This is a genomic window from Lactiplantibacillus sp. DA1 (assembly GCF_032681335.1).
GTDB lineage: Bacteria > Bacillota > Bacilli > Lactobacillales > Lactobacillaceae > Lactiplantibacillus.
This window is the reverse complement of record NZ_JAWHTQ010000007.1, coordinates 173,196-196,436: the sequence shown is the minus strand read 5'-3', so window position 1 is coordinate 196,436 and position 23,241 is coordinate 173,196. Positions and strand designations below refer to the sequence as shown.

At 43.6% G+C, this 23,241-nt stretch carries 19 protein-coding genes; 17 read left to right on the top strand and 2 right to left on the bottom strand.

The window, feature by feature from the left end; genetic code table 11:
• Positions 1-12: 12 nt before the first annotated feature.
• The 14 genes from dhaL to RXV91_RS12295 all read left to right on the top strand — a co-directional run bounded on the left by dhaL (position 13) and on the right by RXV91_RS12295 (position 15,650).
• Positions 13-594 (top strand): dihydroxyacetone kinase subunit DhaL, encoded by a 582-nt coding sequence (gene dhaL / locus RXV91_RS12360; RefSeq protein ID WP_316440098.1) that lies wholly within the window; start codon positions 13-15, stop codon positions 592-594.
• Positions 591-959, top strand: a complete 369-nt coding sequence (gene dhaM, locus RXV91_RS12355) for a dihydroxyacetone kinase phosphoryl donor subunit DhaM (protein WP_316440097.1) — start codon at positions 591-593, stop codon at positions 957-959. Before dhaL ends, dhaM begins: the two co-directional genes overlap by 4 nt.
• A 14-nt stretch (positions 960-973) precedes the next feature.
• Positions 974-1,681: an MIP/aquaporin family protein gene (locus tag RXV91_RS12350; protein WP_251898083.1), complete on the top strand. Its 708-nt coding sequence runs from the start codon at positions 974-976 to the stop codon at positions 1,679-1,681.
• A gap of 152 nt (positions 1,682-1,833) precedes the next feature.
• Positions 1,834-2,853 carry a LacI family DNA-binding transcriptional regulator gene (locus RXV91_RS12345; protein WP_021730461.1) on the top strand — a complete coding sequence of 340 codons (1,020 nt, stop codon included), beginning with the start codon at positions 1,834-1,836 and terminating at the stop codon, positions 2,851-2,853.
• Positions 2,854-2,890: 37 nt separating this feature from the next.
• Positions 2,891-3,853, top strand: coding sequence for a LacI family DNA-binding transcriptional regulator (locus RXV91_RS12340; protein WP_316440096.1), 963 nt, complete (start codon positions 2,891-2,893; stop codon positions 3,851-3,853).
• Positions 3,854-3,868: 15 nt separating this feature from the next.
• On the top strand, positions 3,869-5,542 hold the full coding sequence (locus RXV91_RS12335) for an alpha-glucosidase (protein WP_316440095.1): 1,674 nt from the start codon (positions 3,869-3,871) through the stop codon (positions 5,540-5,542).
• A gap of 255 nt (positions 5,543-5,797) precedes the next feature.
• Positions 5,798-7,051 (top strand): extracellular solute-binding protein, encoded by a 1,254-nt coding sequence (locus tag RXV91_RS12330; protein WP_316440094.1) that lies wholly within the window; start codon positions 5,798-5,800, stop codon positions 7,049-7,051.
• Positions 7,052-7,159: 108 nt separating this feature from the next.
• The gene (locus RXV91_RS12325; protein ID WP_021730465.1) at positions 7,160-8,449 is read left to right on the top strand and encodes a carbohydrate ABC transporter permease; all 1,290 of its coding nucleotides are present in this window, start codon (positions 7,160-7,162) and stop codon (positions 8,447-8,449) included.
• A gap of 4 nt (positions 8,450-8,453) precedes the next feature.
• Positions 8,454-9,338 (top strand): sugar ABC transporter permease, encoded by an 885-nt coding sequence (locus RXV91_RS12320; protein ID WP_396426777.1) that lies wholly within the window; start codon positions 8,454-8,456, stop codon positions 9,336-9,338.
• 27 nt (positions 9,339-9,365) lie between these two features.
• Positions 9,366-10,196: a sugar ABC transporter gene (locus tag RXV91_RS12315; protein WP_316440093.1), complete on the top strand. Its 831-nt coding sequence runs from the start codon at positions 9,366-9,368 to the stop codon at positions 10,194-10,196.
• A gap of 33 nt (positions 10,197-10,229) precedes the next feature.
• Positions 10,230-11,552 carry an alpha-amylase family glycosyl hydrolase gene (locus RXV91_RS12310; RefSeq protein ID WP_316440092.1) on the top strand — a complete coding sequence of 441 codons (1,323 nt, stop codon included), beginning with the start codon at positions 10,230-10,232 and terminating at the stop codon, positions 11,550-11,552.
• A gap of 98 nt (positions 11,553-11,650) precedes the next feature.
• Entirely contained in the window at positions 11,651-12,757 is a 1,107-nt protein-coding gene (locus RXV91_RS12305; protein ID WP_316440091.1) for an ABC transporter ATP-binding protein, read from the top strand.
• Positions 12,758-12,783: 26 nt separating this feature from the next.
• Positions 12,784-15,054 (top strand): glycoside hydrolase family 65 protein, encoded by a 2,271-nt coding sequence (locus RXV91_RS12300; RefSeq protein WP_316440090.1) that lies wholly within the window; start codon positions 12,784-12,786, stop codon positions 15,052-15,054.
• A 323-nt stretch (positions 15,055-15,377) separates the two neighbouring features.
• Entirely contained in the window at positions 15,378-15,650 is a 273-nt protein-coding gene (locus tag RXV91_RS12295; protein WP_003641779.1) for a SemiSWEET family transporter, read from the top strand.
• A 78-nt stretch (positions 15,651-15,728) separates the two neighbouring features.
• On the opposite strand, the gene RXV91_RS12290 is transcribed toward RXV91_RS12295, so the two are convergent.
• Complete coding sequence (locus RXV91_RS12290; protein WP_316440089.1) at positions 15,729-16,595, bottom strand: fructokinase; 867 nt, start codon at positions 16,593-16,595, stop codon at positions 15,729-15,731.
• A gap of 137 nt (positions 16,596-16,732) precedes the next feature.
• The gene (locus tag RXV91_RS12285; protein WP_316440088.1) at positions 16,733-18,688 is read right to left on the bottom strand and encodes a sucrose-specific PTS transporter subunit IIBC; all 1,956 of its coding nucleotides are present in this window, start codon (positions 18,686-18,688) and stop codon (positions 16,733-16,735) included.
• Positions 18,689-18,943: 255 nt separating this feature from the next.
• Between RXV91_RS12285 and RXV91_RS12280 the strand changes: the two genes are divergently transcribed.
• The 3 genes from RXV91_RS12280 to RXV91_RS12270 are packed head-to-tail and all read left to right on the top strand — an operon-like array spanning position 18,944 to position 23,107.
• Entirely contained in the window at positions 18,944-20,449 is a 1,506-nt protein-coding gene (locus RXV91_RS12280) for a sucrose-6-phosphate hydrolase (RefSeq protein ID WP_316440087.1), read from the top strand.
• Complete coding sequence (locus RXV91_RS12275; protein ID WP_316440086.1) at positions 20,430-21,410, top strand: LacI family DNA-binding transcriptional regulator; 981 nt, start codon at positions 20,430-20,432, stop codon at positions 21,408-21,410. The genes RXV91_RS12280 and RXV91_RS12275 overlap by 20 nt, the downstream gene beginning before the upstream one ends.
• A gap of 20 nt (positions 21,411-21,430) precedes the next feature.
• Positions 21,431-23,107, top strand: coding sequence for an alpha-glucosidase (locus RXV91_RS12270; RefSeq protein ID WP_316440085.1), 1,677 nt, complete (start codon positions 21,431-21,433; stop codon positions 23,105-23,107).
• The last annotated feature ends 134 nt before the right edge of the window (positions 23,108-23,241 follow it).

Genomic DNA, 23,241 nt, shown 5'->3' with positions numbered 1-23,241 from the left:
GAGGAACTGAAAATGTTAACAGTTGAAAACACAACAACATGGTTGAACAAGTTTGCAGAACAGATTGAGCAACACCAAAGCTATTTAAGCGAATTAGATACACCGATTGGTGATGGCGATCATGGTGGTAACATGGCTCGTGGCTTAGCAGCGGTTAAGACAGCATTATCTACTCAACCGGATGATTTGACCAAACTTTTTCAGGTCACGGCGATGGCATTAATTAGCAAGGTAGGTGGGGCTTCGGGGCCATTATATGGGACGGCGTTCTTAGAAATGGCCAAGCAAAGTAAGACTGATACAGACTTAGACGTCTTGTTAGCAGCCGCGTTAGCTGGAATTGAAAAACGAGGTGGGGCCACAACTGGCGACAAAACGCTAATTGACGTGTGGACGCCAGTTGTTGAAGCTGTTCAGGACGGTGAGTTAACACAGACCGTTATTGATGATGCAGTTGCTAGCACCAAACCGATGGTGGCTAAAAAGGGGCGGGCTTCGTATCTAGGTGAACGTTCAGTGGGTCATCTTGATCCAGGTGCCGTTTCGAGTGGCTATTTATTTACAACGTTATTAGCAACGGAGGGAATCTTATGAGTTTGGGAATTGTCATTGTCTCACATGTTCCAGAAATTGCTGCTGGTGTTCAACGTCTATTAGCACAAGTTGCGAAGGATGTTTCGATAACGATTGCTGGTGGAACGGATGATCATCAAGTTGGTACCAGTATGGTTAAGATTACACAAGCATTTGAGGCCAATACGGCGGACGAATTATTAGCTTTTTATGATCTCGGTAGTGCCAAAATGAATTTAGAAATGGCCATTGAAATGAGTGACAAAACTGTTCATTTGTATGATACGGCTTTGGTTGAAAGTGCTTATACGGCAGCCTCGTTGTTGCAAGCGGATGTTTCACTTACGGATGTTGAAGCTCAATTAACGCCATTAAAAATAAAGTAGGACGGTGATTAAGCATGCACGGCTTTTTAGGTGAGTTTTTAGGCACCATGGTTTTAATTGTGTTTGGTGTTGGTAGTGGTGCCGCCATGAATTTGAAAGGTAATTATGCACGGCATCAAAATTGGACGTTTATCTGTTTGGCGTGGGGACTAGCGGTCACATTTGGTGTGTATGTTGCTGGCCAATTTGGTTCAGATGGTCATTTGAATCCAGCGGTAACAGTTGGTTTCGCGCTATTTGGTTATTTACCAGTGACCAACGTTTTACCGTATTTATTGGGACAATTCTTTGGTGCTTTCGTCGGTGCCATTATCATTATTATTCAGTATTATCCACACTTTCAAGCAGCCAAAACATCAGCAGATGGCAATCAAGTCGGTATTTTTGCGACTGGGCCGGCCATTAGTAATCCTGTATTTAACTTTCTAAGTGAAACGATTGCGACCTTCTTTTTTATCTTTGTGTTGTTGAATTTAGGTAATTTTACTCAAGGATTAAAACCATTGATGGTGGGGCTGCTCATTGTAGTTGTAGGACAAACTTTGGGTGGAACGACTGGTTTTGCGATCAATCCAGCGCGAGATTGGGCCCCACGGTTAGCCTATACGATACTCCCAGTTCCCAATAAAGGTACTGCTAATTGGAGTTATGCTTGGGTGCCGATGTTTGGACCATTACTAGGCGGGATTTTAGCGGCCGGATTGGAAACGATAATTGGATAGTTTTTTAACAGCTGTGGTTATTTTATTAGCCACAGTTGTTTTGTCATAGGGTATAATTAATAAAATAATGCAAATTTATGCAATCGCTTGCAATAGAGATGAAAACGTTTTATATTTAGTAGGATAGATTCAAATAGATCGGGGGGATCATGATGGCAACTATCAAGGATGTTGCCCAGCGTGCGGGTGTTTCACCTTCTACAGCATCACGTGCAATGCATGGTAGTAAGATTATTAGTAAACCAACACGTGATAAGGTCATTAAAGCGGCGCGAGAATTAAACTATGCGCCAGACTTTAATGCGCAGAACCTAGCAACTAAGGCTAGCAATACAATCGGGGTGGTACTACCTGTGGATCATCACGAGATCTTTTCTAACCCATTTTTCTTAGAGATGATCCGGGGTATCAATGAAGTATGCAGTAAAAATGGGTCAATGACGACATTAGCCACGGGTATTTCAAGTGACGAGCTGGTGCATAATATTGATGTCATGATTGCACAGGGACATATTAGAACTTTCATTTTACTGTATTCTGAAAAGGATGATCCGGTAGTTGAACGGTTGAAACAATTTGACGTTCAATACGTTGTGATTGGTAAGCCTTATCAAGAAGTCAATAAAACATCGTATGTTGATAATGATAATATTCAAGCTGGTACGGATGCGGCCCAATATTTAATTGACCATGGTCATCGCCGGATTGGTTTTTTATATTCTGATTTGTCACGGATGGTTCAAAGTGACCGGATGCTTGGTTATCAACGTGTGATGATGCAAAATCACTTACCAAATATAATGCTGGAAGAACGGTTTGAAACTCATGCAGCGGGTGTAAAAACACTACATAAGTTTTTTGAGCAGTATCCCGATGTTACTGGATTTGTGGCCGTCGACGATATGCTGGCACTGAAACTGCAACAGGTTCTTCATAATGATCCGGACTGGAAAGTAAAACAATTCTCACTAATTGGTTTTAATAATTCGATTTTTTCTGATTTGGCGCATCCCATGTTGACATCGATTGCAGTCTTTCCACAACGTTTGGGTGAAGAAGCTGCCAAGATTGCGATGGCTGATCATCCAGCTGATGAGCTATCGACAGCCGTGATTGTGCCGCATCAAATTGTTAAACGTCACTCAGTTCACCAAATTAAATCTTTACAGTAGTCAGTATATTACTGTTTAATAGGGGGCACTTTTGAGTATGGTAACGCTAAACGATGTCGCAAAAAAAGCCAATGTGTCAAAAATGACCGTTTCGCGGGTCATTAATCATCCAGAGCAGGTGCGTCCTGAGTTAAGGGAGATGATTTTAAGCGTCATGACACAACTGAATTATCACCCTAATGCGGCAGCGCGGGCGCTAGTAGGGCGGCGAACCCGAGTTGTTAAACTAACGATTTTTGAAGATATGGATACTACGGAACCCTATTACATGATGCTACTTGCAGGTATTGCGAATGAATTAAATCAACATCAATACGCCTTACAAATTGCCACTCGAAATAGCTATGAGGTTGGTGAATGTGATGGGTACATTTTGACTGGTATTCGTCAAAATGACTATGCGTGGGTTGAGCGCTTAAATCAGCCGGTGGTTTTTGTTGGTAGTAATCGCCAGGGATACGACTATGTTGATACGAATAATTATCAGGCGATTCATGAAAGTACGCACTATGCAGCAGAATTGGGATATACGCACCTGGTTTTTATTGGAATTGCAGTTGCGGAGCCCTTTGAGCTGGATCGTGAGCGAGGGTTTCAAGAGTATGTTACAGCCCATCATATTAGTGCTCAAATTATTCGTTTAGCAAATCATTCGCACGTTGCAACAGCATACGTGCAGGCTCATTGGTCCGGATTTCCACGGAATACAGCGTTTATTTGTGCGAGCGATCGGCTGGCAATTGGTGTTGAGACAGCAATTATCAATCAAGGCAGTCAAGTTCCTACAGAATATGGGGTTATTGGTTTTGATGGGGTGTTATTAAATCAGATTGCGGCCAAACGTTTGACGACTATGAAGCAACCGCTTGAAGCGATGGGGCGTGCTGCTGCACGGTTATTGTTAGCCAACATCACTAATTCTAGTAGTCTTTTAAAACCACATGATCAAGCAAAAATAATCATTAATTCACGGTTGTCGGTTGCCGAATCGACCCGTTAAGAGGAGTTTAAGCAGATGAGCAAGCATTGGTATGAGCAGCAAACAATTTATCAAATTTATCCTAAAAGCTTTAATGATAGTAATCATGATGGTATCGGTGATATTCCGGGTATTACGGCAAAGGTCCCTTATTTGAAACGACTAGGCATTACAACATTATGGCTAAATCCGATTTATCGGTCCCCACAGGTTGATAATGGGTACGATGTTTCCGATTATTATCAGGTGGATCCTAGTTTGGGAACTATGGCAGATGTTGAAGCGCTGATTGAAACGGTTCATGAGCATGGCATGTATCTTATCTTTGATTTTGTGTTAAATCATACCTCAGACCAGCATCCGTGGTTCAAGCAAGCCGTAGCCGATCCGCAGAGCAAGTATCGGGACTACTATTTGTGGCAAGACCCCGCAGCTGATGGTGGGCGACCCAATAATTGGGGTTCGTTTTTTGGTGGTAGCGTCTGGGCGAAAGATCCAGCGGGTGGGCCACAATACTATTTTCATTTGTTTGATAAACGGATGCCGGACCTTAATTGGAAAAATCCAGCGGTTCAACAAGCGATGCGCGATGTCGCTGAGTTTTGGGTTGAAAAAGGGATTGACGGTCTTCGTTTAGATGCCTTTATTCATCTTGCTAAGGCCGATTTTCGCCAAACCTATCCAAGCAAGGGTGGTGAGGTAACCCCGATTATTAGCGATATGTTTTATGCGCATTTGCCAAAAGTTCATCAGTACTTGCATGATTTTGTGGCTGCCATTAAGGCCAAACATCCTGAGACTTATGTGGTTGGCGAAGCATCATCCGCGGATCCACATTTGATGGTTGATTATACGAAGCCAGGAACGGATGGGTGTGATCAGGTGATTACGTTCAGGACTTTTGCGGATGACAATACTCAGGATGATTCAAGCTTTTCTGATATGTTTCAGCCCCGGCCGATGGATGTGACGGCTTATAAGCAAAGCACGGTCGGTATTCAAGCGGCGCTAGCAGACACCAGCCTCCCCACGCTTTATTGGAATAATCATGATATGGCGCGGGTAGCGACTCGTTATGGCGACCCTGACTATCCACAAGAAAGCGCTAAAGCACTGGCGACGGCCTTGTATTTGCAACGTGGAATTCCAATTATTTATTATGGTGAAGAACTAGGATTAACGAATATTCGTTACCAAAATGTTGATGATTTTGAAGATCAGACGGTACCGACTTTTGTTACCAGCGCAAAAGCTGCTGGCAAATCGATGGCTGAAATCATGATGATGTTGAATCGGACACATAAAATGGCAGGACGGGGACCAATGCAGTGGGATAATACGGTTTATCATGGTTTTTCTGATCACTTACCATGGAAGCATGGTGAGACCGATGGCATGAACGCTCAAGCAGAAATAGCTGATCCCGATAGCATCTATCACTATTATCAGCAACTATTAAGATTAAAACAGTGTGGACTCTTCGCTAACGGACAGTTTATTATGTTGGGAAGTACTGAACAGCTGTTTACTTACCTCATTGATGATGGTAACGAGCGGGCTGCGGTTGTCTGCAATTTAAGCGCACAGACACAAACTTATACGCTCCCATTTGTAGGTGGTGAAGTGTTGCTCACACAGGGACAGACAACGTGTGAGCAACGACAAGTTACTTTACCAGCTTGGGGCAGTTTAGTGGTCAAGTCGGTATAATCAATGCTAGTGCAAGTTTATCCTTAAATTGGTATATATTAAATGTGTGATGAAATTTAAGTAACCTATCTATCTTTATATTAATTGGTATGAAGACTGATATAAAAATAAATCCTAACGTTTTCAAACGTTAGGATTTATTTTTAGTATTATTCTGTTAACGTTAACATTACGAAAACGCTTGCGAAAGCGTTTGCACAGTTGCATAATAAATTATGGTAAATGAATTAAGATACTTCGCAAGGAGGAAGCACTATGAGTACTTGGAAAAAGTTGGGGATGGGTGTCCTAGCCACTGGTTTAGCACTCACGCTCGTAGGTTGTGGTAATAGTAAATCTTCATCTAGTAGTTCAAAGATGGACAAGACGTTAAAGGTTTCAGCGGATCCTTCATATAAGTCATATATGAAGTCGGTGATTCCAAAGTTTGAAAAGAAGTACAACGTTAAGGTCAAGGTTTCATACAAGGCTATGCTTGATGAAGATGATGCTTTGAAGCTGGATGGGCCTTCAGGTAAGGGTCCTGACGTCTTAATGGCACCATACGATCGGGTTGGTCAAATGGCGTCACAAGGTCAATTATCAACAGTTAAGTTGGCTAGTGGTCGTTACAATGCAACGGGGAAAAAATCTGTTACTTATAAGAACAAGGTTTATGCGGCGCCTGTAACGATCGAATCTGACGTTCTGTACTACAACAAGAAGTTAATCAAGACTGCACCTAAGAACTTCAAGGAACTTGAAAAGTTAGCTTCTGACAAGAAGTATGCTTACGCTAATGATAAGACGAAGTCAGTTGCCTTCTTGACTCAATGGACAAACTTCTACAATGCCTTTGGTGTTATCAAAGGCTACGGTGGTTATGTCTTTGCTGATGATAACACAAATGCTAAGAAGATGGGCTTGAATAATTCCGGTGCCGTCGAAGGTTTAACTTACATGACCAAGTGGTTTACGAAGTACTGGCCAAGTGGGATGCAAAATGTAACGTCAAACGAAAACTTTGTAACGTCACAATTTACGTCTAACAAGACGGCTGCTGTTATCGATGGTCCTTGGATGGCTGCCACTTATAAGAAATCTAACATCGATTATGGTGTTGCTGTCTTACCTAAGTTAAACAACGGTAAGGATTATCAAGCGTTTGCCGGTGGTAAAGCTTGGGCAATCTCAAACTACTCTAAGCACAAGACGGCTGCACAAGCTTGGTTAGACTTCATCTCTAACAAGACTAACCAAAACAAGTTGTACAAGTCTGCTAGCGAAATCCCAGCAAATACAGCTGCTCGTAAGGAAGCTGTAAGTACTGGTGATGACATGGCTACGGCCGTTTCAAAGCAATACGATAAGGATGTTCCTTTGATTAACTTACCACAGATGTCAGAAGTTTGGACACCAGCACAAACAATGGTTACCAACGCTGCTAGTGGCAAGATGACACCAAAGCAAGCTGCTAATAAAGCACAAAAGACGATCTTAACTAATATCTCACAAAAGTATGATAAGTAATTAAATTGTAATTTAAGGGGGCTGAAACAAAATTCGTTTTGTCTCAGCCTTTTTAAAAGAAAAAATGGACTAAATTCAGAATTTATTTAGGAAAGGGGTGCGGGCGACATGCAAGAAAAAGATGCAAAAAAAGCGCAACGCCTGTCAATTATTCCCGGGCTAGGTCAGCTATATAATGGTCAGACCATTAAAGGTGTCGGCTTCATCGTTATTCTATTAGCGTTTGTTGCTGAATTCATTTTTGGTGGTTTCAGTGCATTTGCTAACTTAGTCACATTGGGTTCTGTCTCAATGGAAGACAACTCTTTGTTCATGATGATTTATGGGACATTGCAGATTCTATTGACGATCGTTTTCATCGTGTTTTATATTGCGAACCTTTACGATGCTAAACACGTTGCACAATTAATTAATAATGGTAAAAAGGTTTCCCATACGTTTAAAGAATTGGGAGCTAGTCTAGTGGATGGTGGTTTTGCTTATTTATTAACCACACCGGCCTATATCTTAATGATTTTTACGATTGTATTCCCAGTACTGGTTACATTACTGATGGCCTTTACCAACTATGATTTTGCCCATATTCCACCGGCTATGTTATTGGACTGGATTGGGTTCAAGAACTTTACGTCAATGTTCTTCCTGAGCAGTTATCGGGCAACCTTTAACGCTGTCTTTGGTTGGACCGTTATTTGGACGGTATGTGCTACCACGTTACAGATTATTATTGGGATTGCCACAGCCGTGATTGCCAACCAAAACTTTATCAAAGGTAAACGTTTCTTTGGGGTGATTTTCCTACTCCCTTGGGCAATTCCAGCGTTTGTTTCCATTATGAGCTTTTCAAATATTTTTAACGATTCTGCTGGTGCGATTAACGTGCAAGTGATTGGTCTATGGAACACTTTAGTCCCATTTGCCCACATTGCGCCAATCCACTGGATGACAGATACGTTCTGGACTAAAGTTGCTATTATTATGATTCAAGGCTGGTTAGGGTTCCCATATATCTACGTTATGATTACTGGGATTCTACAAGCCATTCCAGAAGATTTATACGAAGCTGCCACGCTAGATGGTGCGACAGTCATGCAGAAGTTCAATAAAATTACGTTACCAACGATTTTTGCCATCGCAGCACCAATCTTCGTAACGCAATATACGTTCAACTTTAATAATTTCTCGATGATTTATCTGTTTAACCAAGGTGGTCCTGGTGATGTGGGTGCCAATGCCGGTGGGACGGATATCCTAATCTCATGGATTTACAAGTTAACGACGGGGACATCACCACAGTATTCATTGGCTGCGGCCGTAACGTTAATTATTTCCGTCTTAGTTATTGGGATCTCGTTGATTGTTTTCAAGAAGACCCACGCGTTTGAAATGGGGGACTAGTGTTATGGATAATGCACAAGCAGTGGCACCTAAGAATGCCAATTCAAAACAAAATAGCGCGCGTCGGCACCGCTTCTGGAAAGAATTCTTTACGTATCTGTATATGGTCATTCTCGGCATTATTATTATCTATCCCGTTCTGATCACATTCATTACGGCGTTTAAGGATGCTAACGTGCAAGCCTTCGTCCTTGATTTTGGTGGCAAGTGGACGTTGGTTAACTTTAAGAATTTATTTACGCAAACCCTTTATGGTAGCTGGTATCTGAATACCATGATTATTTCCGTTTCATGTATGGTGGTTCAAGTGATTGTTGTCACACTAGCCGGTTATGTCTATAGTCGTTATCGTTTTGCGGGTAAAAAATTTAGTCTGACGTTTTTCATTGTTATTCAAATGGTTCCAACCATGGCCGCTTTGACTGCTTACTATGTCTTAGCTAACATGTTGAATGCTTTGGACCATTACTGGTTCTTGACGGCAATTTACATTGGTGGTGGGATTCCACAAAATACTTGGTTGATGAAGGGATACTTTGATAACGTTCCATATGATTTGGATGAATCAGCTAAGTTAGATGGTGCTGGTAACTTTAAGATTTTCTGGTCAATTGTGTTACCACTAGTTAAACCAATGATTGCGGTTCAAGCATTGTGGGCCTTCATGTCACCGGTTCAAGATTACCTGATGGCGAAGTTCTTATTGACGTCTGAATCACATTACACGGTTGCCGTGGGACTACAAACATTTATTAATAACGCGCAAAATCAACAAGTGGTGTTATTCTCAGCTGGGGCGATTTTAGTGGCGTTACCAATTGCAGCCTTGTTCTTCTATCTTCAACGGTTCTTCGTTTCTGGATTACTCGCTGGTGGGAGCAAGGGTTAAAACAAATTTTAGTAGGGGTGAAATTGGATGCAGCGTACGAAAAACAAAACAGCCGCCTTTCCGGTCCGGTTTTTTGGTAGCCTCTTCTCACCTCGAAGAATGTTTGCCAACCGAGACCAGTTCAACTGGTTGCAAATTATCGTGATATTTATCTTTTTGACGGCGGTCATGGTGATGCCAATTCCGTTTTATTATAATCATCAAACGAATTTTAACTTATCACCATTCTTACCGCATATTGATAAGATGATGGCTAGCAATCAGATGCAAACGGCGATGAAAGTCGCGAATTATCATGATCAGCAGTTCAAGGATGTTAAACATCAAGTCATTATTAAAACCAAAGAGAATGTCGCTGGCTTTGATCTCACAGCTGAAGATATGGCAGGACGGCAAAATGTCATTAACTTGCATACGAGTACGTTTCAGGTGAAATCAGTCGGTAGTGAATTTAAGGGCAAGTACGTTCCAGGTCATGATTTGAAGACGGACGCCCACACTTTTCTTGTTAATTCCTGGTACCAGAGTAATAAAGTAATGATTGGGTTATTTATGCTCATGGCACTCGGATTGATTATTGTGGGGGTCAACCTGATTCTTGTGAATGGCGCGGCTTTCTTCTTATTCTTGTCGCGGCATAATAAGATTACGCATATCCGTAATTTCCGCGAAGGGGTTAACTTAACGTTAATGATGATGGGCATTGGTAGTCTGTTAGCGATGGTGATTGGCTTAATTCACTTTGATGTCACCATTGAGCTGACGGTGCAGTCATTAAGCTTGGCATTCGTTGTGTTATGGGTATATCTGAAAACAAAATTCAAGGATCCAGAAGTTGATCAAGCCATGTTGCTCTAGATCAATTAGTAAGCATAGAAATGAGGAAGATTAATGGCACGCGATACGCAAACGCAATTACGTAACAAAATGATTTACTCCGTTTTTGTTCGGAATTACTCTGAGGCTGGTAATTTTGCTGGCGTAACTGCTGACTTACAACGAATTAAGGATTTAGGAACCGATATTTTGTGGCTACTGCCAATCAATCCTATCGGTGAGGTCAATCGTAAGGGGACACTTGGTTCGCCATATGCAATTAAGGACTACCGTGGGATCAATCCGGAATACGGGACTTTAGCTGACTTCAAAGCACTCACGGATAAGGCTCATGAATTAGGAATGAAAGTGATGTTGGATATTGTTTATAATCACACTTCGCCTGATTCAGTCTTAGCAACGGAGCATCCAGAGTGGTTTTATCACGATGCGGATGGTCAGTTGATGAATAAAGTGGGTGACTGGAGCGATGTCAAAGATTTAGACTACGGGCACCATGAATTGTGGCAGTATCAGATTGATACGTTATTATATTGGAGCCAATTCGTTGATGGTTATCGTTGTGACGTGGCACCACTAGTTCCACTAGATTTCTGGTTAGAAGCACGGCAACAGGTTAATGCAAAGTATCCCGGGACGTTATGGTTAGCAGAGTCGGCTGGAAATGGCTTTATTCAAGAACTCCGGTCACAGGGTTATACGGGACTGTCTGATAGTGAACTTTATCAAGCGTTTGATATGACATATGATTACGATGTTTTTGGTGATTTCAAGGATTACTGGCAAGGTCGAAGTACGGTTGACCGTTATGTTGACTTGTTGCAACGGCAAGATGCCACTTTCCCTGGAAATTACGTGAAGATGCGTTTTTTGGAAAATCATGATAATGCACGAATGATGAGCTTAATGCATAGCGAAGCGGAAGCCGTTAATAATTTAACCTGGATCTTCATGCAACGTGGTATTCCATTGATTTATAGCGGCCAAGAATTTCTGGCAACACACCAACCATCCTTGTTCGATCGGGACACAATGATTCATGATCGTCATGGTGATGTTACGTCATTAATTCAGAAGTTAGTGGTAATTAAACAGCAAACAATTATGCGGGCTGCTGATTATCAAGTGACCGTCGTTGAGGATGGCATTATTAAAGTAACCTACCGTGCTGATGGTCAAGCCCTAACTGCTTGGATCCCGTTAAAAGGGCAAGTTGTAACGGTAACGACGCAGTTAGAAGATAGCAGTTATCAGAACATGCTAACTGATGCAACTGTTACAGTGAAGAATCATAAAATGACCGTTAATGGCCAACCAATTCTAGTCAAGTACGTTACGGATACGGCATTAACCTCAATTGCTGACCAATCTAACTGATTGATTGGTAGCTTAGACTAATCGATAAAAAAGCAACCGTTTGCGGGCGGTTGCACGCGTAGTAGCTTAGAAGTGAGAAAACAAGGGAGTGGATTTCGATGGTTGAAATGAATCTCGATCACATTTATAAAAAATATGAAGGTAACGATAAATATTCTGTTACTGATATGAATCTTGATATTAAAGATGGTGAGTTCATCTTCTTCATTGGCCCATCTGGCTGTGGTAAATCAACAACATTACGAATGATTGCTGGCTTGGAGGACATCACTGAAGGTGACTTCAAGATGAATGGACAGGTCATGAATGACGTAGAACCAAAGAATCGTGATATTGCCATGGTTTTCCAAACTTATGCACTATATCCTAACATGTCAGTCTTTGACAACATGGCCTTTGGATTAAAGATACGGAAAACTTACAGTAATACTGAAATCAAGAAGCGTGTTGATAATGCCGCTGAACAGTTAGGGTTAACGGATTATCTGCAACGGAAACCAGCCAACTTATCTGGTGGTCAACGGCAACGGGTAGCCCTAGGCCGGGCAATTGTTCGGGATGCGGGGACGTTCTTATTGGATGAACCATTATCTAACTTGGATGCTAAATTGCGTGTTGATATGCGGACGACAATTGCCCAGATGCATCAACGTTTGAAGACCAATATGATTTATGTTACCCATGATCAAATTGAAGCGATGACGATGGCTGACCGGATCGTGATTATGAATGATGGTAAGATTATGCAAGTTGGGACACCACACGAATTGTATAACGAACCAGTCAATCAATTTGTTGCTGGTTTCATGGGATCACCATCAATGAACTTCTTTAATGCGACTTTGCATGATGGTCGTGTAACGGATGGTGAAGGTCTAGATGTTGCGGTTCCAGAAGGCCAATTAAAAGCTTTGAAAGCACAAGGCTATGATCAGAAAAAGATGATTGTTGGGATTCGGCCAGAAGATATTCACGCTGAACAAATTGCACTCGAAGCTATGCCAGATTCAATCGTCAAGACCAAGGTCATGGTGTCTGAATTCTTAGGTGCTGAAAGCATGCTTTACTGCACGGCTGGTAAGTCCAAGTTTACGGCGCAAGTTGATGCACGTGATTATCATAATCCGGGCGAAAACGTAGAAGTTGCTTTTGAAATGACGAAAGCGCACTTCTTTGACCCTAAAACTAAGGATGTTATTCGGTAATTTCGAACTACGGAGGAGCAACAACCATGAAACGTATTTTTGAAGTAGATCCGTGGCACGTCATTAGTCATGAACTCGTACCAACGGATAAGCGATTACAAGAAAGTATGACCAGCATCGGTAACGGTTATATGGGCATGCGTGGGATGTTTGAAGAACACTATTCTAACGACACACTGAAAGGAATTTATATTGGTGGCGTTTGGTATCCCGATAAGACTCGAGTTGGCTGGTGGAAGAATGGTTATCCAGATTATTTTGGTAAAGTGATCAATTCAGTTAACTTCATCAAAGTCAATATGACGATTGATGGTGATCAGGTTGACTTGGCTAAGGATACGGTCAGTGACTTTACATTGGATCTTGATATGCATACGGGGATCTTACGGCGTTCATTTGTTATTACTAAGGGTGAAAAGCGCGTCCGGTTTATGATTGATCGGTTTGTCAGTGTGGCACAAAAAGAATTATTTGATGTTCACTACAGTGTTCATAACTTGAGTGCGGACCCGGTCCAAATTAGTTTTATTTCTCAAATTGATGCGGACGTCTTCAATGAAGATGCAAACTACGATGAACAATTCTGGCAAGTGCTAGACAAGAGCCATGCGATTACTGGTGGCAGTATGTTTGCAGAGACCAAGCCCAATGATTTCGGAACCCCACGCTTTACACTGGGCATGCAAATGCTACATGCGACGGCTTTTCGGGGCGTTAATGCACCGGAAACTGAAAAGGCGGTCACGAATATCTTCCGGGGAACGTTAGCACCGGACGAGACTAAAAACTTTGAAAAGCGGGTTCTCGTGGTGACTTCACGGGATTATACGGACATGGCGGCCATGCGGGCTGGTTTGGCTGAACTAAGTGAGAAGGTCAGTGCGCATTCATATGAAGACTTGCGGCAGGCTCATATTGATGGCTGGGCCCAACGGTGGCAGTTATCGGATGTCTTAATTGACGGTGACGATGCGGCACAACAAGGCATTCGCTTCAACTTATTCCAGCTATTCTCAACCTACTATGGTGAAGACAAGCGCTTGAATCTGGGGCCAAAAGGCTTTACTGGTGAAAAGTATGGTGGTGCAACGTATTGGGATACCGAAGCGTTCGGGGTACCATTCTATCTCTCATTGGCGAAACCAGAAGTAACGGAGAATTTACTGGAATACCGTTATAATCAGCTTGCTGGGGCCTTCCATAATGCTAAAATGCAAGGCTTAGCCGGCGCCCTATACCCAATGGTGACCTTCAACGGGATCGAATGCCATAACGAATGGGAAATTACATTCGAAGAGATTCATCGGAACGGGTCAATTGCGTATGCCATCTTTAATTACACGCGTTATACCGGCGATGAGACCTACTTGAAGACTAAAGGAATCGATGTTTTGACGGGGATTTCACGTTTCTGGGCTGATCGGGTTCACTTCTCAGAACGGAATCAGCAGTACATGATTCACGGTGTCACCGGTCCTAACGAGTATGAAAACAACGTGAATAACAATTGGTACACGAATTTTATGGCGCGCTGGACGTTAGAATACACGTTGGCTAGCTTGAAAAAAGTTGATGCCACTAAACGCGCGGACCTTCAGATTACAGATAACGAGCTTGCTAAGTGGCAAGATATTGTTGATCGGATGTACTTTCCACATGATGATCAGCTAGGAATCTTCGTGCAACAAGATGGTTTCCTGGATAAGGATGTTCAGCCGGTTACAAGCATTCCTGCCGATCAACGGCCGATTAATCAACACTGGTCATGGGATCATATTCTACGGTCACCCTATATTAAGCAGGCGGATGTCTTACAAGGAATCTATTATTTCATGGATAAATTTACGGCGGAACAGAAGAAACGTAACTTTGACTTCTATGAACCGTTGACCGTTCATGAATCCAGCCTTTCACCAGCCGTCCATGCAATTTTGGCGGCGGATTTGCACTATGAAGATAAAGCGGTAGAGATGTATGAACGCACGGCCCGGCTTGACCTTGATAATTATAATAATGATACGGTCGATGGCCTACACATCACGTCGATGACGGGGTCGTGGCTTGCAATCGTTCAAGGCTTTGCCGGCATGCGGGTGAAGGATGATACCTTAGCCTTTGCGCCATTTGTGCCTAAGGCCTGGTCGCACTATCAATTCCACGTTAACTTCCGTGGTCGATTGATTAAAGTAGATGTTGATCAGCAAGGAACGACCGTTGAACTGGTTAGTGGGGAACCACTGACTATCGAACTCAATGGTCAAGCTGTTAAGGTTGCCAACACGGTCACAACTAAATAACTGAGAAGACTTGATTGCGGTCTGACCGTAACTGAGCGCAGTCAAGTATCCACCCCAGAATGATCTCAGAATCATTCCAACCTAACTTCTAAATGGACCCGTAGCAGTTGATACGGGTCTTTTGGTTTGTGCGTGTGAATAGGAAACGGTTGACCACAATACAAAGACAATTCGCTATGAGCTCAGTTATAGCGAATTGATAGCAGGCGACATATGACTATCCTTGAATTATTTAGTTAGTGTCGTATAATTTGTCTTTAGGAGGGTGATTATTTATTAAGTACAAAGTTGATAATGGTGCATACCCTAGTGGTAAGGATGCTATTGATCCCAAGCGAGTTAAATATCTGAAACTGATTAGTAAGTTGGCGACATTTACGTGTATTGCGATGTACGTGTCGTATATTCCGCAAATTATTTCGAATTTCTCAGGTGATCCAGTATCGCCGCTACAACCACTTGTGGCAATGATTAACGGGATATTATGGACGGGCTATGGCTGGTTCAAGACCTATAAGGATTGGCCCGTTATTATTTCAAATGTTCCCGGGGTGATTTTTGGCTTTATCACTGTTTTAACTGTATATATTCATTAACCGAATGACAAATTGACTGTAAACTAAAAGTCCGCTGATACGTTTAAACACGTATCGACGGACTTTTTTTGCAAGGTATTAAGCGTTCTTTAAAGCAGCCTGAGCTAGCAACAGACCACCGGCAATTCCAGAATTGTTACCTAATCCAGCGGGAACGATGTAATCATTCAGTGGTGGGACTTCTTCGTAGCCGTTGAGATAGGCCGCAAATTTTTCGCGAATTATCGGGAAGAGCTGTCGTTGATTCATGACGCCACCATTAAGAATGATTTTATCCGGTGCGAAGGCGACGGTTAGATTGACACATGCTTGCGCGATGTAGTCGGCAATGATTGGCCAGACCGGATCGTTAATGGGAATATCTTTGCCGGCCTTACCGGTCCGTTTACCAACTGCTGGTCCGGCAGCTAAGCCTTCTAAGCAGATATCATGGTAGGGACAGCTAGATTTGAAATTATCCCCAGGTAACCGATTGAGTCGCATGTGGCCCAGTTCAGTATGAGTTCGACCATTAAAAATCTGATTGTGGCTAATAACACCAGCACCGACACCAGTCCCAATTGTCATATAAATGCTGTTAGGAACGTCTTTGGCGATACCAATCATTGATTCGCCATAAGCAGCCTCGTTAACGTCGGTTGTCCAGTAGAATGGAATATCAAAGCGACTTTTAAGATGACCTAGAAAGTCAAAGTCGCCCCAACCAGGTTTGGGAGTAGTGGTAATGTAACCATATTTAGGATCATCAGGGTTAACACCGATGGGACCAAATGATCCGATTCCAATCGCGTCAACGGGATGAGTCGTAAAATAGTCGTCAACTGCCGCCATGGTTTCAGCGGGAGTTGTCGTGGGGATCGAAATCCGGTCGCTAACTTGTCCGTTCTCAGTGCCCGTGGCACAAACAAATTTTGTGCCACCAGCTTCAATTGCACCTAAAAGCATAGTGTGCCTCCTAATAATTAAAAATGTAGTCTTATTTATTAAATAGTATACGCTTAATTAAAAACTTTGTTAACGATTACATTAACTTTGACGTAAATAATGCTGCCTATGCGTGTGTTGATACTTGTTTTATCGGTTTAGACAATTGTAGCAGCAACTGAGCTAGCTGCCGGTTCAGTCAGCGCAACGAGCTGTTCACCGGCTTGGACATTCGTGACTTTGAGTCGTTCAACATTAGCGTAATTGGCCGTATTTGTGACGACTAGCATGACGGTTGGATCATAGTTAGCGGCTTTTAAGGCAGCGACGTCAAACGTTCCGAGTAGATCACCTTGATGAACGGTATCGCCCTTCTGAACGTTAGTAGTGAAGTGTTCGCCATTTAAATTGACCGTATCTAATCCTAAGTGAATCAGAATTTCGGCACCGGCAGTTGTTTTGATGCCATAAGCATGGTGGCTATCATAAGTGACGGTGATGATACCGTCAGCTGGTGCGACGACCTGATCAGCGCTTGGCACGATTGCGGCGCCTTTACCCATGATTTCGGCCGAGAAGACTTGGTCGTTAACTTGTTTGAGACTTTCGCTAGTCCCCGTTACGGGTGCACTGATAATCTCATCATTAACATTGATGACGGTATTCGTTGGTGTTGGTGATTTCACTTGATCACGATCGTCACCGAGTGTTCGTTTGGCATAGATAAAGGTTGGAATAAATGCGACGACAAACGAGATGACACCACCGAGTGCGAACGCTGGAATCGACTTGGCAGCAATCGAAATGAACCCGATAACTGATGCGGGACCCATCGCCACGGACAGAACGTGGAATAGCCCTAAGAAAGCTGAAGCAATTCCTGAGGCAATCGCTGCAAAGACAAATGGGAATTTCATCTTGAGGTTGACCCCGAAAATAGCAGGTTCCGTAATTCCGAGTAACGCTGAGACCCCGGCAGAAGAAGTCAGGGCTTTTTGCTTTTGGCTCTTAGTAGCAAAGAAAATGGCTAAAGTAGCGGCACCTTGTCCAATGTTGGCCATTGAGGCGACTGGGAAGATAAAGGAACCACCAGTTTTGGCAACATTGGCCAACAACTGGGTTTCGATTGCTGGGAAAGTTTGATGGAGACCAGTAATAACAATTGCAGAATATAATAAACCAAAGATTCCCATACCAATCCAGCCGGTGCTGTTATATAAGCCTACTAAACCGTTAGTTAATGCATCGCTCACCGTTCGTAAGACGGGACCAACGATTGTAAAAGTTAGAAAACCAGTAATCACAATGGCGAACATCGGGGTAAACGTGAAGTCAAATGCCCCTTTAATGTGTTTATGGAAGAATTTTTCAAGGGTAGCTAGAATGAAGGCGACGCCTAAGACTGGGAGCACTTGGCCTTGATAGCCGGCTTGGGCAACGTTGAGACCAAAGATGTTCCAATAAGTCATCTTGCCAGCCGCTGTGGTCGCAGCGACCACGTTACCGTTAACAAGTGATGGTAAGACCATGATCATGCCCATCGTAGCACCCAGATAGGGGTTGCCGCCGAAGCGCTTCGTTGCTGAAAATCCTAAGAGGATTGGCAAGAAAGTAAACGGGGCACTAGCCATCGCGTTAATCATTTCGGCGATACCTTTGAGGCCAGGGTAAACTTCAACAACTGACTTGGCCATAAAAAGATGCTCGGCAGTCAAAACGTTGTTTAGTGCCATTAATAGACCCCCAGCAACTAGTGCAGGGACGATTGGAATAAAAATATCAGATAAGACTTTGAGGAAGTCCATTAATGGATTTTTCTTTTTACCCGCAGCGGCAACTGCCTTGATGTCATCGGGGGTCGCTTCTTTAAGACCTGTTTTGGCGATTAAGGCGTCATAGACGTTATCGACATCGCCAGGGCCAATAATGATTTGGTATTGGCCGTTAGTTTCGAAGGTCCCCTTAACGTCCGCGTCGTCATCTAAGGCTTGTTGATCAATCTTGGATTCATCCTTGATGACCAAACGGAGGCGTGTCGCACAGTGGGCGGCGGCTTGAATGTTGTTTTTACCAATTGCATTAAGTACGCGGTCAGCAACTTCTTGATGATTCATAATAATTCACTCCCTGAGTCTAAAATTATTTTTAGTTTAATAATGCAAGCGCTTTATAGACCCAATAATAACAAGTTTGGAAAATATGTCAAGCGTTTGATACAAAAATGGATTGCTTGATAATCTTGTTAAAAAGCCGAATTTGAAACGCTGACATGAAAATATAATATAAAAATGTCAAACGATTGACATATCGGTGTAAGCGGTTTTATAATAGTGACAATTAAGTCGAACGTTAAAAAGGAGCTCATCGTCATGATATGGAATCGTAAAACCCGTTATACCCCTTATGAACAGTGGCCAGCAACTAAGCTACCACAGCTCGTTGCCCAGGCACGCCAGTCTAAGTGGCGGATGCAACATCATATTCAGCCCGCATCAGGTTTGTTAAATGACCCCAATGGCTTTTCATACTTTGATGGTCAGTGGCACCTGTTCTACCAAGTCTTTCCGTTCGGTCCGGTACACGGACTGAAGTCATGGCAACACGTAACCTCTAAGAACTTGGTGGATTGGCATGATGAGGGCTTAGCGATTCGACCAGATACGCCGTACGACTCACACGGCGCGTACACGGGTACGGCACTACCAATTGATGATCAGTTATTTATTATGTATACGGGTAATGTCCGTACTGCCGACTGGCAACGTGAATCGTATCAATTAGGTGCCTGGATGGACACGGATAATCACATTAAAAAGCTGTCCCGGCCACTAATTGCGCATGCTCCGGCTGGGTACACGAGTTCGTTTCGTGATCCGGACGTGATCCGTACTAACCACGGCTACTACGCGCTGATCGGTGCGCAGACGACTACTGAGATCGGTGCTATCTTGGTTTATTTCTCAAAGAATCTGACCACCTGGACGTGTCAAGGCGAGTTGAACGTTCCCGCAAATGCGCGGGGTTATATGATTGAGTGTCCAAATCTGGTCTGGATCGATCAACAGCCCGTCTTATTGTTCTGTCCCCAAGGGTTATCACAAGCAACGACCCCGTATCAGAATATTTATCCGAACATGTACTTAGTTGCCGATCAATTGGACCTAGCCCAGGCACAATTCACTGAACCCCACGCCCTGACGCAATTAGATGATGGTTTTGACGTGTACGCCACGCAGGCCATCAATGCGCCGGATGGCCGCGCGTTAGCCGTTAGCTGGATTGGGTTACCTGAAATTGCCTATCCAACTGATCGTGAAAATTGGGCCCATTGTTTGAGCTTAGTTAAGGAACTAACGCTTAAAAATGGGCACCTCTATCAAAATCCAGTGGCAGCGGTGGATGATTTGCGGACGACGGCGCATGACCTAATTTTTGAGCAACAACGGGCGACGGTGGCCGCTTTGAATGGCAGCTTTGAACTCTTGCTGACGGTTCCCGCTGATAAGACGGTCACGGTTAACATCGCTGATCAGCAGGAAAGTGGCCAGCTGCAGGTGACTATTGATGCCAGCCATGGTCAGGTCATGATTGATCGGCGGCAGACGGGGAATTCGTTTGCCGAAGATTATGGTCAGACTCGTCAAGTTGAGTTAACGGCCCATCAGACAATAAAAATAAGGCTAATCATAGATGTGTCAGTCTTTGAATGCTATATTGATAATGGCTATTCCGTGATGACCGGCCGTTTCTTCTTAAACGCTACCCCGAGTCGCCTTAACGTTCAAGGTGACACTACGGCAGTTACCGGTAAAGTCTGGGAATGGCGCCAATCAGAGCATACTGGAGTCGATAACAATGAAACCAAAATTAAATGATGTTGCGAAGCTAGCGGGGGTCTCAGCGACAACCGTTTCTCGGGTTATTAATAACCATGGCTACCTGAGTAGTCAGACTAAAGAAAAAGTTTTCGCGGCGATGCGAGAACTGCATTATCAGCCGAATAATATGGCACGCTCACTGCAAGGAAAGAATACGCGTTTAATTGGCGTCATCTTTTCAGATATTAGTAATCCGTTCTTTGGTGAACTGGTGTCCCGGATTGAAAAAATCTTATTTGCTAAAAATTATAAGGTGATTTTATGTAATAGTGCGGATGATCCGCAAAAAGAACGCGACTACTTACAAATGTTGATGGCTAATCAGGTCGATGGGATTATTGCTGGTGCCCACAATTTAGGTATTGAAGAATATCAACAATACGGCCTGCCGATTATTTCATTTGACCGGTACTTATCCGACAATATTCCCATCGTTAGTTCGGATAATTACCAGGGAGGCTGGCTAGCAACCCAAACATTGCATCAGGCGGGGGCGACGAACGTGGCTATTTTTACTGGTAAGTCCCACGCTGGTTCGCCAACGAATGGTCGCCGTGAAGGCTATGAAGCCTACTTGACTGCCCAACAGCTAACACCCCATGTCCATGAATTACCGTTTGAATTGACCCCCGCGCTGAAGATGATGGAAATTAAGACGATTATGACACAACATCAGTATGATGGTATTTTTTGTAGTGATGATTTGACCGCTTTACTAGTGCTCAACGTCGCGCAACAACTGTCATTAACGGTTCCTGATCAATTACGCGTTGTTGGTTATGATGGCACGGCGCTCATACGTGATTATCATTCTGAATTAACAACAGTAGAACAACCGTTAGCGGATATTAGCACGTTACTGGTTTCTCTACTATTACAGCGGATTGAGGATGCGAATTGTACACTGGAATCAAAATATACGTTACCAGTTAAGCTCATCAAGGGCATTACCGCGTAACTAAGGAGTTAATCGTAATTATGGCAGCAACAATCAAGTGGTGGCAACAAGCCGTTGTCTATCAGATCTATCCGCGGAGCTTTCAAGATACCAATCATGATGGTATTGGTGACTTAAAGGGGATCACGGCCCACCTAGACTACTTAAAGCAATTAGGAATCGACGTCATTTGGCTCAATCCCATTTATCGTTCACCCAACGATGATAATGGTTATGATATTAGTGATTATCAACAAATTGCGGCCGACTTTGGTACTATGGCTGATTTTGATGAACTACTGCAAGCCGCCCATGACCGGGGCTTAAAGATCATCATGGACTTGGTTGTTAACCATACCTCTGATGAGCATCCGTGGTTCCAACACAGTCGCCAGGACCGCACCAATCAATATCGTGATTTCTACTTTTGGCGCTCAGGTAACGACAAAAAGACGCCCAATAATTGGGATGCGGCTTTTGGTGGCTCAGCATGGCAATATGATGAGCAGACCCAGCAGTATTATTTACACACGTTTTCAACAAAACAACCTGATTTAAACTGGGAGAATCCGACCTTACGAGAGGCAGTTTATACGATGATGACCTGGTGGCTGAACAAGGGGGTTGACGGTTTTCGAATGGACGTCATTAACCAAATCTCCAAGTTACCCGGGTTACCAGATGGCCCACTGAAACCGCACAGTCAGTTTGGCGATGCTCGAGTAACGAACGGACCGCGAGTTCATGAATTCTTGCAAGAAATGAACCGAGAAGTGTTGTCACAGTTTGACATCATGACGGTTGGTGAGACCCACGGAGTGACACCAGCGGATGCGCTGAAGTATGCGGGCGCTGATCGGCACGAATTAGATATGGTCTTTGAATTTCAACATCTGCGACTTGATAATAGTCAGCATGGTCTTGGTAAGTGGAGTACGCGTAAGACGCCGTTAGTGGCACTAAAGAAAGTCATTAGTGACTGGCAAGTCGGACTTGAAGGGCGGGCTTGGAACAGCCTGTTTTGGAACAATCATGATACGCCACGAGCGGTCTCACGTTTTGGTGATGACCGACCAGCATATCGGGTACGTTCGGCTAAAATGCTCGCAACGTGTTTACACCTCTTGCAGGGAACCCCGTATATTTATCAAGGTGAGGAACTGGGGATGACTGACGCTCATTTTACTGAATTAACCAGTTACCGAGATATTGAATCGCTCAATGCCTATCGTGATTTAGTGACTGAGCGCCAACTACTATCACCGGCAGATATGATGGCCCGATTAGCGGCGCGTTCTCGGGACAACTCGCGAACGCCGATGCAATGGGACACGGAGGTTAACGCGGGTTTTAGTGACGCGGCGCCATGGCTCACGGTCAATCCCAACTATCATCAAATCAATGCTGCCGCAGCTTTGGCTGATCCGGATTCAGTGTGGTACTATTACCAGCACTTGATTCAATTACGACATCAATACCCCTTAGTGACGTTAGGTTCGTTTGAGCTCTTGTGGGCTGATGATCCGCAGGTATTCTTATATGCACGGCAATGGGAAGGGCGGACCTGGCTAGTTTGTTGCAATTTCACAGCCGATACCCTGTCTCGACCACTGGATCAATATCTGACGCCCACGGCCAAATGCTTAATTAGTAATTATGGCGAGCGGCAGCCAAATAAATTACGGCCTTATGAGGCTTGGGTCTACCAACTCGCATAGTACACGGAGCTTGGCTAATTGAGGCGGTCTTTGAAATATACCCAATCGTTACGATTAGTGTGAATTGGGTTGCTCAAAATTCTGCGATGATCTTAATAAGCGACCACCTGACTAAAAAAACTGCTTTCAAAAGG